Raw genomic sequence first — 14094 nt, 5'->3', positions numbered from 1 at the left:
TAATTGAAGAATTCGATTTCAAAAATCAAGATAAGTAGCTTTTTTCTAACGCTACTTATCTCATCTCCTGCAATAATTATTTTTCTTTATCTTTTCATAGGTCATAGTGATAACTGGCAACACTTAAAAGATACACTATTATTTACATATATTTTTAATTCTTTGTACATAATGATTGGGGTTGCTATTTTAACAACACTTTTAGGTTTTACTACTGCATATTTAACTTCACTTTATAGTTTTGCATTTTCAAGATTTTTTCATTATGGATTAATTTTACCCTTTGCAATTCCTACTTATATTGTTGCTTTTATATATGGAGGAATGTTTGATATAACAGGAACAGTTACTACATTTATTTTAGATATGCTTGATAAAGATTTAAGTGAAGTAGTATTCTTTGATATTATGTCAATAGAAGGTGCTATTTTAGTAATGTCTTTAGTTCTATACCCATATGTTTATTTAATTTGTAAAACATATTTAAGTTTTGAGTCTGCTTCAATTATAGAAGCTTCGAAAACTTTTAATTTATCATCATGGCAAATATTAAGAAAAGTAATTTTACCAATTTCAAGACCCGCAATTGTAGCAGGTGTAACACTTGCAGTAATGGAAGCAGTAGCTGACTTTGGAGTTATGGATTATTTTGGTGTAAATACTTTTGTAACAGGTATTTTTAAAACTTGGTTTGGGATGGGAAGTGTAGAAGATGCAGCAAAACTTGCAAGTATTTTAATGAGTTTTGTTTTTTTACTAATTATCCTAGAAAGAGTGCAAAGACGAAATAAAATATTTAAAAGTTCAGGTAAAGATTTTAAACCAATAGAAAAAGAAAAACTTACAGGATTTAAATCATTTTTAGCATTTTTTGCCTGTTTTATTCCATTTTTCTTTGGATTTTTATTACCTTTTATTCAACTTTGTTTTTGGTTTAGTATATCTTATAAAGAGATTATTGATGAAGATTTTATGACAACACTTTATCAAACACTAACACTTGCAATAAGTAGTGCAACACTAATAACTGCATTAGCACTTTTATTTGTTTATAATGTAAGAAAAAATAAAGATAAAACCTCTTCTATTTTAACTCAAGTTGTAAAACTTGGATATTCAATACCAGGAGCAGTTGTAGCAGTAGGAATTTTATCATTCTTCTCACTTCTTGATAGATATATTTTTGATATTTTTTCATCAACATTTATTATAAGTGGAACAATTATAGCAATTATTTTTGGGTATTGTGTTAGATTTTTAGCAATTAGTATAAATAATTTTGAAGCAGGATTTAGTAGAATTCCTCAAACATATGATGATGCTGCTGAAATTTTAGATGTAGATGAAAAAAGAACATTTATAAAAGTTTTTATTCCTCTTTTAAAAAACTCTGCATTTGCATCTTTTATTATAGTTTTTATAGAAGTAATAAAAGAGTTACCTTTAACTATGATTTTAAGACCATTTAATTATGATACATTACCAATTTTAGCACTTGAATTAACACAACAATCACAAATAGTAGAATCATCTGTTCCTTCAATGTTTATTATATTAATTGGAATGATTTCAGTAATTTTATTAGCAAAAAATATGAATAAGGCACACTAATGGTAAGTATAGAAAATTTTGGTATTTCATTTAATGAAACAAGAATCTTAGAAAACATCTCATTTGATGTTAAACCAGGAGAGATTGTAACACTACTTGGTTCAAGTGGTTGTGGTAAAACAACAATATTAAGGTCAATTGCAGGACTACAAAAAAAGCATGAAGGTTATATATGTATAGGAAATGAGTGTGTTTCTTCAAAAGAAATTTATAAAAAAGATAGAGAGGTTGGTTACATTTTCCAAGATTATGCACTTTTCCCTCATTTAAACGTAGAAGAAAACATAGCTTTTGCACTATATAAATTACCTAAAAAACAAAAAGAGATAAGAGTTAATGAACTCTTAGAACAGTTTAATATTCAAGAGCATAAAAATAAACAAATTCATCAATTATCAGGAGGACAACAACAAAGAGTAGCTATTGCAAGGGCAATGGCAAATAATCCTAAAATTCTACTTTTAGATGAACCTTTTTCAAATCTTGACGCTATGCTTAGATATAAAACAAAAATCTGGTTAAAGGATTTAATTAAACAGATGAATTTAAGTGCAATACTAGTTACTCATGATAAAAAAGAGGCTTTATCTATTTCTGATAAAATTGGTATTGTAAATGATAAAAAACTTGTACAGTTTGATAATGCAAAACATATGTTTGAAAATCCAAATAGTTTATATGTTGCAAACTTTTTGTGTGAAATCAATCAATTACCAAATACATATATAAAAGATTTAGGTTTAAATATAGAAGAAAATAAAGTTGCAATTATTAAAATTGAGGATTGTAAAGTATCTAAAAATAGTTCTGAATGTAAAGTTAAGATATTAGATATTTCATTTTGTGGTGAGTATTATGAACTTGTACTTGATTTTATAGATTATAAAAGCAAAACAATTTTAGTAAAAGTTTCAAGTATTGATAATTTAAATATCAGTGATGAAGTTTTTATGCATATTGATAAAAATAATATAAAAATTATAGATAAATAAGAGTAAAAACTCTTATTTATTATAATTGATATTTTTTCTGAAACTCATCATCTATATCAATAATTCCTCTTTGTTTTAATGAATCTAAAACCTCTTTTGAACAATCAACATCATCAGGCCATCTTCTTTTAAAATTATCTAATTCATTTTTATTTGTTGCATCTAAACAAATTGTACTATTTTGAATATATAAATCTCTGTTTGAGTCTATATTATTAACAACTCTCCATAGTAACATATATGCATTGTTTACATCATTTTGATTTTTCGCATCTACTACTATTAATATCTTAATATTTTCAAATAGTGGTTTTAAGTCATCAAACAAATATTTTTGATTTCTTTTTTTATCTACACTAATAATTGTTATTGGATTTTTAGTATCTGTATAATATTGTTTTAAATCTTTTACCTCATCTGTTATTTCTTGCATTTTTAAAAGTAGTTCATTGTCACTTAAAAGTGTAATTCCAAGTTCACTAATCTCTTCATTTGTACAATCAAGTCCTAATTTTCCACCTACTGCAAACTTTGGACTTGAGTGATCAAGTGCATCAACAACTCCTCTTGAAATTAACATCTCATCTACATCAATTCTATTTAAAATATATCTAGTAATTGCCTCATGATCTTCAAGTTCAGGAGCATCATCATTTACAAAAATTGCATGTTTTACAAAACTCATTTGCCCTACTCCCCAAAATGCGTGCATCATTTGAGAAGCATGTCCAGGATATAAAGTTTTAATCTTTGCAATAATTAAGTTATGAAACACCCCATTTTCTGGCATATAATAATCAATCAAATCTGGTGCTGTTGTTTTAAGCAATGGCAAGAAAATTCTCTCTGTGGCAAATCCCATATATTTATCTTCTAGTGGTGGTTTACCAACAACTGTTGCTAAATATGTTGGCTCTTTTTTATGAGTAATTGCTGTTACTTCCATAAAAGGATACTCTTCTTCTAAAGTATAATATCCAGTATGATCACCAAATGGTCCTTCAATTCTTAGTTTACTCGTATCAACAAATCCTTCAATTACAAAATCATTGTCTCTTGGTACATAAATATCATTTGTAATAGATTTCACAAGTTGGGCATTTTTATTTTTAACAAATCCATACAACATCAATTCAAAAATACCAATTGGTAATGGTGCTTGACCACACCAAATATACATAGGATCTCCTCCTATTCCAATTGATACTGGCATTTTTTTACCCGCTTTTTTATATTCATGGAAAAAGTGATTAGAGTCTTTGTGAATTTGCCAATGTAATCCTAATGTATTATCTTCATAAACTTGAAGTCTATACATCCCTAAATTTTTCATTTCTCCATTTAATGAAGTTGTATAAACTTGTCCCATTGTAATAAATGGTCCTCCATCTTGCTCCCAAGTTGTTAAAATTGGTAACTCTGAAAGTTTAGCATCACTTCCAAGTTTTATGACTTCTTGGCACTCACCTTTTCCTTTATTTTTTTTAGGAATTGTATTTTTAAGAGCAAAAAGCTTTCCAAATGTAGAAAGTTTTTCACTTAATGTTGTTGGAGGCTTCATTTTTAATAAAGATTCAATCTCTTTTCCAATTTTATCTCCATCACCTATAAAAAGCTCAACTGCTTTTTTTGAACCAAAGACATTCATTAAAACAGGAATATCAAATTTCTTTCCATTTTTTTTATCAACAGGATTAGTAAAAAGTATAGCCTTTGAATCCTCTTTTTTAACTTCCACATATGCAACATGAGGAATTTCTAAGTTAATATCTAACTCTTCATCAATAATTTTTAATAAATTATGCTTTTTTAACAATTCTATTGCTTTTTTCATATGAAACCTTATTAGTAATTAATCTTATTTTTATATCATTATATCTATAAAAAATAGTTTATGGTAGAGTAAAAATGAATAATTATAATTTTGATGAGTATATTAATAGAAAAAATAGTGATTGTGTTAAGTATGATGGACTAAAAAAATACTTTAATGTAGATGATGCAAGACCAATGTGGGTTGCAGATATGGATTTTAAAACTCCACAATTTATACTAGAAGATTTAAAAAAAGTCTTTGATAAAAAAATATTAGGTTACCCAATAGTTAGTCATAGAGTATATAATAGTATCATTTCATGGTATAAAAATAGACATCAAATCTCTAATTTTGATAAAAATGATATTCTTTTAACAACAGGTGTTGTTACTGCTTTAAGTGCTTGTATAGAAGCTTTTTGTAATATTGAAGATGAAGTAATAATTCAAACACCTGTATATTTTCCTTTTTTCTCAGTAGTTAAAGATAACAATAGAAAATTGATAATAAATCCATTAAAAAATAAAAAAGACTACTATACAATGGATTTTGAAGATTTGAAAAGTAAAATAACTTCTAAAACTAAACTTCTAATATTATGCTCACCACATAATCCAGTAGGAAGAGTATGGAGTAAAGAAGAGCTATTAGAACTAGCTAAGATATGCTATGAACATAATATAACTATAATAAGTGATGAAATACACTCTGATTTGGTCTTTAAAAAATTCACCTCTTTTTTACATCTTGAAGATAAATATTTAGAAAATGTAGTTATTTTAAACTCTCCAAGTAAAACTTTCAATCTTGCAGGATTGAATAGCTCTTATATTATTTGTAAAAATGACACTTTGAAAACTCGTCTTAATAAAGTAATACAAAAAAGACATATAGCATCAGTAAATATTTTTGGATTAGAATCAATTATCTCGTCATATACAAAAGGTGAAGAGTGGTTAAAGATGTTACTATTTTACTTGCAAGATAATATTATAACAGTTGAAGAGTCTTTAAAACAAAATGGTAATAATATTACTTTTTGTAAACCCGAAGCCACTTATTTATTATGGTTAAATTTTTCAAAAATCAATGATTCACATAAAAATATTTTTTCTAGACTTCTTCATAATGCGGGGCTTGCACTGAATGATGGTTCAACTTTTGGTAAAGAAGCAAAGCACTACTTTAGGCTAAATATAGCACTTAGTAAAGATGAATTAATTAAATCACTTTCTTATTTAAATAATGAATTTAATTAGTAAGTTTAAGTTAGAAAAAATGTTATTTTTAAAGTATTACATTTTTTCTCACTATTTTAATGAATGTGTAAAATAATCATATAATCCCTTTATACTTACCTTAAAATATTGTACAATCCAAACATAACAAAACAATATGGGAAGAAGTACAATGTCAACAGAACTACTTTTAGCGACAAGTGTCTTTATTATTATGGGGTTAGTCTTAGCCGCTGTTTTTATCCTCACAAGATATTTAGGACCAAGTAATAAAGATAACGAACAAAAAAACACAGTGTATGAAAGTGGGGTAACAAACCCAGTAGGTACTACAAATCTAAGATTCTCAATCAAATTCTATCTAGTAGCAATTCTTTTTGTAATTTTCGATGTAGAAATCATTTTTATGTTTCCTTGGGCAGTAAATATTAGAGAATTGGGATTTTTAGGACTTGCAGAGATGTTTATGTTTATGGCATTACTATTTGCAGGATTAATTTATATTTATAAGAAAAAGGCGTTATCATGGGATTAGGAGCAGAGTCAGCTTTTGGTGATTCAATAATCACAACAAGATTAGATCACGCAGTTAATTGGGGTAGGTCATACTCTTTGTGGCCAATGGTATTTGGTACAGCATGTTGTGGTATTGAATTTATGTCAGTTGTTGGTGCAAAATATGATTTATCAAGATTTGGTGCAGAGGTTGTAAGGTTCTCTCCAAGACAAGCGGACTTGATGATTGTAGCAGGTACTATTACATATAAACAAGCACCAATTTTGAAAAAAATCTATGACCAAATGTGTGAGCCTAAATGGGTAATTTCAATGGGTGCATGTGCCTGTTCTGGTGGTTTTTATGACAACTATACAACTGTTCAAGGAATTGATGAAATCATTCCAGTTGATGAGTATGTTTCAGGTTGTCCTCCAAGACCAGAAGCTGTATTAGATGCAGTAATGAGAGTTCAAGAAAAAGCGCAAAAAGAATCAGTGCTTGAAGATAGAGCAAAAAGAGAGTACAAAGGAATTTTAGATGCATAAAAATGAGCTTTTAATTAATGCAAATGAAATTAGAAATACAATAAGCAAATTAAAAGAAGATGGGTACACTCTTTTATTAGATATTACTGCAATTGACTATTTAGAATATCCAGATGCAACAACTAATAGATTTGCTGTTGTATATATTTTAAGAGACCATACTTTTAAAAAGTTTATTACAGTAAAAGCTTTTGTTGATGATATAACATTAACTGTTGATTCAATTTCAGATATGTATTATAGTGCAAATTGGGCAGAAAGAGAGACATTTGACCAATATGGAATTTTATTTAAAGGTAATAAGAATTTAAAAAGAGTTTTAAATCATCACCAATTTAAAGGTCACCCTTTAAGAAAAGATTATCCTGTTACAAAAAGACAATTATGTACACAAACAGAAGATTTAATGGACGAGATGACTCCTTTACTTGAGTCTTATGGATATAGCAAACAAGACCATGAAGATTTAATGTTTTTAAATGTAGGACCTTCTCACCCTGCAAGTCACGGTACAATTAGAAACTTCTTAGCATTAGAAGGTGAAACAATAAAAGCCTGTGTGACAGAAGTTGGTTATTTACATAGAGGCTTTGAAAAAGCGTGTGAAACACATACTTACTCACAGGTAATTCCTTATACTGATAGACTTAACTATTGTAGTGCAATTTTAAATAATATTGGATACTCAAAAGCAATTGAAGATATGCTAGGAATTGATATAACTCCTCGTGCAAAAATGATTAGAATTATAATTGGCGAATTAAGTAGAATTATTGACCATTTAGTATGTAATGCAGCAAATATGGTTGACCTTGGTGGACTTACAAACTTTTGGTACTTATTTGCTCCAAGAGATAAAAGTTATGATTTATTATCAAGATTAACAGGAGCAAGATTAACAAACTCTTATACAAGAATTGGTGGTTTAGAGTTTGATTTATATGATGGCTTTGAAGCAGATTTAGATGAAGTATTAAAAGAAGTAGAAAAAGGTATAAATGATGCTTTATCTTTAGTTGAACACAATAGAATATTTCATGATAGAACACAAGATGTAGGTGTAATAAATGATGAGTTTGCAATAAGTGCAGGTGTTACTGGACCAAACTTAAGGGCTTCTGGAGTTGCATTTGATTTAAGAAAAGATGCTCCATATTATGGATATGAAAATTTTGATTTTGATGTAGCAATAGGAAGTCATGGAGATGTTTACGATAGAATAATGGTTAAATTTGAAGAGATAAGACAATCAATGAGAATCATTAAGCAAGCTATGAAAGAGCTTCCAGACGGACCTTTAAATGTTGACCATCAAGGTGTATTTTTACCTGACAAAAAAGATGTTTATGGAAATATTGAAGGATTGATGAATCAATTTAAACTTACATTTGAAGGTATTAAAGTTCCTAAAGGTGAATACTATGGATATACTGAAGGTGCAAATGGAGAATTAGGTTTTCATGTAACAAGTGATGGTTCTGGAACACCTTATAAAGTAAAATGTCGTCCACCTAGTTTTTACTCTCTTGGAGCATATTCAAGGATTGTTGAAGGTGGAATGTTAGCAGATGCAATTATTACAATGGCAAGTATGAACTTTATTGCAGGGGAGTTTGATAGATAATGAGTAAATTTAAATATACACCTGAAAATGAAGCAAAGTTTCAAGAGCAAATAAAAAGATACCCAAACAGTGACTCTATGATGCTTCCAGCTTTATGGTTAGTTCAAGAACAAGAAGGTTGGGTAAGTCCAGATGCAATGATTTATGTTGCTGATAAGCTAAATAAGACACCTATTGAAGTTTATGAGTTTGCAACATTTTATACAATGTTTAATTTAAAACCTATTGGAACATATCATATCGAATTATGTAAAACTCTATCATGTATGGTAATGGGTGCTCCTGAACTTAAAAAATTTATAAAAGAGACAATTGGTATTGGTCCAGGAGAAACAAGTGAAGATGGTCTTTTCCATTTTAGTGAAGTTGAATGTTTAGGTGCATGTGGAGGTGCTCCAATGTTTGCACTAAATGGTCAATATCATGAAAATCAAAGTGTTGAATCTTTAAAAAATGTAATTCAGGAGTGCAAAAATGCTAGTAAAAGTAGTAAGTGAAAATTTTGATATTCCTAATTCACATAAATTAGAAGTAGCAAAAGCAAATGGAAGATACTCTTCAATAGAAAAACTATTTACTATGGCACCAGATGATGTAATAGAAGAAGTTACAAAATCAGGTCTTAGAGGTAAAGGTGGTGGGGGTGCACCATGTGGACCAAAGTGGAAACTTATGCCAAAAGATGATCCAAGACCATCATACCTAATAGTAAATGGAGATGAATCAGAACCAGGAACTTTCAAAGATAGACAAATTTTCCAATATGACCCACACCTTTTAATAGAAGGAATAATTTGTTCATCTTATGCAATGAACGCACATGATGCTTATATTTATGTAAGAGGTGAATATAAATGGTTTATTGATAGATTAAATGAAGCTATCAAAGAGGCATATGATGCTGGGATTATTGGTGAAAAAGTTATGGGTCATGATTATAGAATGGATATAACAGTTCATAGAGGTGGTGGAGCATATATTTGTGGAGAAAAATCAGCACTTATTGAGTCACTTGAAGGTAAACGTGGACATCCAAGACTAAAGCCACACCAAAAAGAGTGTGAGTGGTTTTTTGATAATCCTGCAACAGTAAACAATGTAGAAACAATTGCTACTGTTCCTTTTATTGTTGAAAAAGGGTATGAAGCTTATACAGCATATGGAACGGAGAAATCACCAGGAACTATGCTTTTTGCTATGAGTGGTCCTGTTAAAAATCCAGGTGTTTATGAGTTAGCATTTGGTAATAAAATGATTGATGTAATTAATAAAATTGGTGGAGGAATGAAAGAAGGTAAAAAGCTTAAAGCTGTGATTCCTGGAGGTTCATCTTGTCCAATTTTAACTGCAAAAGAGGTTGAAGAAGCAGTATTAGATTATGAATCAATGTGGGACATAGGTTCAACACTTGGTACAGGAGGTATGATAATAATTGATGAAGACATGAGTATGATTGATGTAGCAAAAAATTTAATTGAGTTTTATCATCATGAATCTTGTGGTCAATGTACACCTTGTAGAGAGGGTTGTGGTTGGATTGATAAAATACTTGCAAAAGTATTAGCTGGTGAAGGTACAAAAGAAGATTTAGATACTATTTTAGATGTTTGTGAAACAATGAATGGTAAAACAATATGTGTTTTTGCACCTGCTGTTAAAGATATTATAAAAAGTATAATTATCAAATTTAGAGATGAATTTGTAAAAGAATTTAAATAAATCAAGGAGAAAAATTATGGCAAAAAATACAATGACATTAACTGACAACAGAAACGGTAAATCTTATGAATATAATATAATTGATGGTACAAGAGGACCAAGTGTTGTAGATATTAGAAGCTTTTATAAAGACTCAGGAATGTTTACTTATGACCCAGGTTATACTTCAACGGCTTCTTGTGAGTCAAAAATTACTTTTATTGATGGTGAAAACTCTGAGTTAAGATATAGAGGATATGAGATTTCTGAGCTTGCTGGTAAAAAGTCATACCTTGATGTTTGTCATCTACTAATGATGGGAAAACTTCCTACAAAAGAGGAGTCTAAAGATTTTGATTTAGAGATTAGACATAGATCATTTTTAAATGAAGGAATAATTAGACTATTTGATGCTTTACCAGATGGTGCCCATCCTATGGCTACAATGGGAGCAGCTACTATGGCTCTTTCTGCTTTTTATAAAGACCACTTACATTTAGAAGATGAAGAAGAGTTTAAAACTATGAGAAGAAGAATCTTAGCTAAAATGCCTACAATTGCAGCTATGGCTTATAGAAATTCAATTGGTACACCACTAATTTACCCTGATGTAAATAGATATTTTACTGAAAACTTCTTATATATGCTAAGAGCATATCCAGGTGGAAAGATGAAATACCTAGGTGGAGGATTAAATGAAGAGATTAAACAAGTTGAAGTTGATGCTCTTGATGCAATATTAACTCTACATGCTGACCATGAACAAAATGCTTCAACTACTACTGTTAGAAACGTAGGTTCAACTGAAGCTCACCCTTATGTTGCAATTGCTTCTGGTATTTCTGCTTTATGGGGAAGTGCACACGGTGGAGCAAATGAAAAAGTAATGGACCAATTAAGATTAATTGGTGATGTAAAAAATGTTCCATCTTATATTGCAAAAGCAAAAGATAAAAATGACCCATTTAGATTAATGGGATTTGGACATAGAGTTTATAAAAATAGAGACCCAAGAGCAGAAACTCTTAAAAAATTACAAGACCAATTAAGAGAAGAGTTGAATTTAGATTCAAAACTATTAGATATTGCTGCTGCTGTTGAAGATGCTGCATTAAGTGATAGTTATTTTAGAGATAGAGGTTTATATCCAAATATTGATTTCTATTCTGGTGTAATTTTAACTGCTCTTAAAATCCCAGTTGAAATGTTTACTCCAATCTTTGTTATTGGAAGAATTCCAGGATGGATTTCTCAATGGTCTGAATTAAAACAAGACCCAAGCCATAAAATTGCTAGACCAAGACAATTATATACTGGTAACTAAAAAGAAGTTACTAAAGGAGATAACAAAATATGAGTGAAATGGTAAAAATATCAGTAAACGGGGAAGAATTAGAAGCTACAAAAGGTAGCCTTCTAATTGATACTTTATTAGATGAGAATATTCATATTCCTCATTTTTGCTATCACCAAGCACTAGGGAAAGATGGAAATTGTAGAATGTGCATGGTAGAAATTGAGGGACAAAAAAGACCTCAAATTGCATGTGACACACCTATTAAAGATGGTATGATTGTAAGAACAAAAGGTGAAAATATAGAAAAAGTTCGAAGAGATATTTTAGAACTTCAACTTATTAATCACCCAATTGACTGTCCTACTTGTGACCAAGCAGGAGAGTGTAAACTACAAGACTACTATATGGAATCAGGTTTCTATGACTCAAGAGTGAATGTTGATAGTAAAAATCATGCAAGAAAAAGAGTTGACCTTGGGGCAAATGTTATGCTTGACCAAGAGAGATGCGTTCTTTGTACTAGATGTGTTAGATTTTGTTCAGATATAACAGGAACAAATGAGTTAGGTGTAATAAATAGAGCTGACCACTCTGTTATTGGAACATTCCCAGGAAAACCACTTTCTAATCCGTATGCAATGAATGTGGTTGATTTATGTCCTGTGGGAGCATTAACATCAAAAGATTTTAGATTCCAACAAAGAGTATGGTTCCTTGAGAGCTTTGATGCTATCTGTAATGGGTGTTCAAAAGGTTGTAACATTCATGTTGATCATAGAAAAGAGAAATATAAAGATGACCAAATCTTTAGATTCAGACCAAGAGTTAATAAAAATGTTAATGGACATTTTATTTGTGATGAAGGAAGACTCTCTTATCACAATGAAAATAAAAATAGATTCACAAATACAATTGTAGATTCAAAAGAGTCAACAATTGAAAATAGTATTGCTTCAATGTTTAAACTAATTGCAACAAATAAAGATGTGCTTTTTGTATTAAGCCCAAATCTTTCATGTGAAGAGATGCAAAATGTAAAAGCTCTTGCAAATATGATTGGTGCAAATGTAACTGGTTATTCACCAAACTATTTTGATGACTCTTTTAAAGATGATTATTTAAAAACAAATGATAGAAGTACAAATAGAGCTGCATTTAAAGAGTATGAAATTAGTGAAGATGAAGAAGAGTTTAAAAATAATTTAGCAAAAGCTTCACTGGTTGTTGTTTTAGATAATAGCTTTTTTGAAGACAACTTAGATTTATTGGAAAATAAAAAAGTTGTTAGTTGTTTTTCACATAACTGCTTAACAATTAAAAACTCTAATGTTGCAATAGCAATATCTTCTTTCTTTGAAAAAAGTGGTACTTATATTAATTGTGATGGTATAAAACAAAAAGTTATATCAAAAATGAGTAAAGAGAATCCTGCTTTATCAATTACTTCATTAATTGAAGAGATGAAAAGTATGGTGGAAAAAGGAAATATATGACAACGGTTTCTTTAGTAGTTATAATCATTAATATTCATATTGCATTGATTTTAGCAACAGGAATGACTCCTATTTTAGTATGGTGGGAAAGAAGAGTTGCTGGTTTTATTCAAGATAGAGCTGGGCCAAATAGATGTAATATTGGTCCAATTAGACTTGGAGGACTTATACAAAGTATTGCAGATATGTTAAAGCTTGTATTTAAAGAAGATTTTATGCCTACACATATTAGATATAAACTTTTCTTTACTTTAGCTCCTGTAATACTATTTTTTTGTATATTCTTAACATTTGGTGTAATTCCTTTTGCTGATGATTTAGTTATAGATGGTCAATCACATATGATGCAAGCATTACCTATGGAACTTGGAATAATGTGGTTTTTAGCATTTGCAGGTTTATCTACATATGGAATCATCTTAGGTGGTTATTCATCAGGAAGTAAATATGGTATTTTAAGTTCTATTAGAGCAACTGCACAAGTTATCTCTTATGAAGCGGCCATGGCTTTATCTGTTATCTCTATGCTTTTAACTTATGGTTCAATTCATTTAGGTGATATTGTTGTAGCGCAAGGAGAGTTAGTATTTGGATTTATACCAGCATGGGGAATTTTTCTACAACCTTTAGCAGCATTGATTTTTATTGTTACTGCTTTTGCAGAAGCTAATAGAGCTCCATTTGATTTAGCTGAAGGTGAATCAGAGATTGTTGCAGGGTATCACACAGAATATTCAGCAATGAGATTTGGACTTTTTCAAGTTGGAGAATTAGCTGCACTATGTGCTGCAAGTGCCATAATTGTAACACTGTTTTTTGGTGGATATCAAATACCTTGGTTAGATACACAAGCATTAAAAAATAATATTGATTATGTGATGATTGCAATAATAATTCTTGTACCTTTAAAAATATATATTTTAACAACTTGGATGAAAAAAAATAATAACTGGAAAGATTCAAGTAATGTAAGAGCAAAAGAAACAGCTATTTTAAATAAAATATTTTGGGCACTTGCCATAGGTACAGTAGCTTTATTTGGATGGTTTTTAGCAACAGGACTAACTCAAAATGGTATAGCTATTACTGTTGCAGTACTTCAAGTTTTAACTTTTCTTATTAAGTTTTTACTTGTTGCTTTAGTTTTTATCTGGATTAGATGGACTCTATTAAGATTTAGATATGACCAACTTCAAATGTTAGGTTGGAAAGTGTTATTACCTTTATCACTATTAAATATTGTAATAACAGCAACATATATTGTAGTTACAGGAAGTTAAG

Annotated in this window: 12 protein-coding genes; 11 read left to right on the top strand and 1 reads right to left on the bottom strand. The window is 29.6% G+C overall.

Annotation, left to right across the window (positions count from 1 at the left end):
- Positions 1-3: 3 nt before the first annotated feature.
- Positions 4-1611 (top strand): ABC transporter permease, encoded by a 1608-nt coding sequence (locus tag CP960_RS06860; protein WP_101184676.1) that lies wholly within the window; start codon positions 4-6, stop codon positions 1609-1611.
- On the top strand, positions 1611-2603 hold the full coding sequence (locus CP960_RS06855; protein ID WP_101184675.1) for an ABC transporter ATP-binding protein: 993 nt from the start codon (positions 1611-1613) through the stop codon (positions 2601-2603). The genes CP960_RS06860 and CP960_RS06855 overlap by 1 nt, the downstream gene beginning before the upstream one ends.
- 19 nt (positions 2604-2622) lie before the next feature.
- Here the strand turns inward: CP960_RS06855 and CP960_RS06850 are convergent, their stop codons facing one another.
- Positions 2623-4437: a menaquinone biosynthesis decarboxylase gene (locus tag CP960_RS06850; protein WP_101184674.1), complete on the bottom strand. Its 1815-nt coding sequence runs from the start codon at positions 4435-4437 to the stop codon at positions 2623-2625.
- A gap of 74 nt (positions 4438-4511) precedes the next feature.
- On the opposite strand from CP960_RS06850, the gene CP960_RS06845 reads away from it, so the two are divergent.
- The 9 genes from CP960_RS06845 (at position 4512) to CP960_RS06805 (ending at position 14093) form a co-directional block, all read left to right on the top strand.
- Positions 4512-5678: a MalY/PatB family protein gene (locus CP960_RS06845; RefSeq protein WP_101184673.1), complete on the top strand. Its 1167-nt coding sequence runs from the start codon at positions 4512-4514 to the stop codon at positions 5676-5678.
- 136 nt (positions 5679-5814) lie between these two features.
- On the top strand, positions 5815-6192 hold the full coding sequence (locus CP960_RS06840) for an NADH-quinone oxidoreductase subunit A (protein WP_322866668.1): 378 nt from the start codon (positions 5815-5817) through the stop codon (positions 6190-6192).
- On the top strand, positions 6183-6701 hold the full coding sequence (locus tag CP960_RS06835; protein ID WP_101184671.1) for an NADH-quinone oxidoreductase subunit B: 519 nt from the start codon (positions 6183-6185) through the stop codon (positions 6699-6701). The genes CP960_RS06840 and CP960_RS06835 overlap by 10 nt, the downstream gene beginning before the upstream one ends.
- Entirely contained in the window at positions 6694-8325 is a 1632-nt protein-coding gene (locus CP960_RS06830; RefSeq protein WP_101184670.1) for an NADH-quinone oxidoreductase subunit D, read from the top strand. The genes CP960_RS06835 and CP960_RS06830 overlap by 8 nt, the downstream gene beginning before the upstream one ends.
- The gene (locus CP960_RS06825; protein ID WP_101184669.1) at positions 8325-8822 is read left to right on the top strand and encodes an NADH-quinone oxidoreductase subunit NuoE family protein; all 498 of its coding nucleotides are present in this window, start codon (positions 8325-8327) and stop codon (positions 8820-8822) included. The genes CP960_RS06830 and CP960_RS06825 overlap by 1 nt, the downstream gene beginning before the upstream one ends.
- Positions 8800-10044, top strand: coding sequence for an NADH-quinone oxidoreductase subunit NuoF (gene nuoF, locus CP960_RS06820; RefSeq protein ID WP_101184668.1), 1245 nt, complete (start codon positions 8800-8802; stop codon positions 10042-10044). The genes CP960_RS06825 and nuoF overlap by 23 nt, the downstream gene beginning before the upstream one ends.
- Positions 10045-10060: 16 nt before the next feature.
- Complete coding sequence (locus tag CP960_RS06815) at positions 10061-11347, top strand: citrate synthase (RefSeq protein ID WP_101184667.1); 1287 nt, start codon at positions 10061-10063, stop codon at positions 11345-11347.
- 29 nt (positions 11348-11376) lie between these two features.
- On the top strand, positions 11377-12813 hold the full coding sequence (locus CP960_RS06810; protein ID WP_101184666.1) for a 2Fe-2S iron-sulfur cluster-binding protein: 1437 nt from the start codon (positions 11377-11379) through the stop codon (positions 12811-12813).
- Positions 12810-14093, top strand: a complete 1284-nt coding sequence (locus CP960_RS06805; protein WP_101184665.1) for a complex I subunit 1/NuoH family protein — start codon at positions 12810-12812, stop codon at positions 14091-14093. Before CP960_RS06810 ends, CP960_RS06805 begins: the two co-directional genes overlap by 4 nt.
- The last annotated feature ends 1 nt before the right edge of the window (position 14094 follow it).

It is taken from the genome of Malaciobacter halophilus, from assembly GCF_002837275.1.
Taxonomy (GTDB): Bacteria; Campylobacterota; Campylobacteria; order Campylobacterales; family Arcobacteraceae; genus Malaciobacter; species Malaciobacter halophilus.
This window is presented reverse-complemented; position numbering and strand designations above follow the sequence as displayed.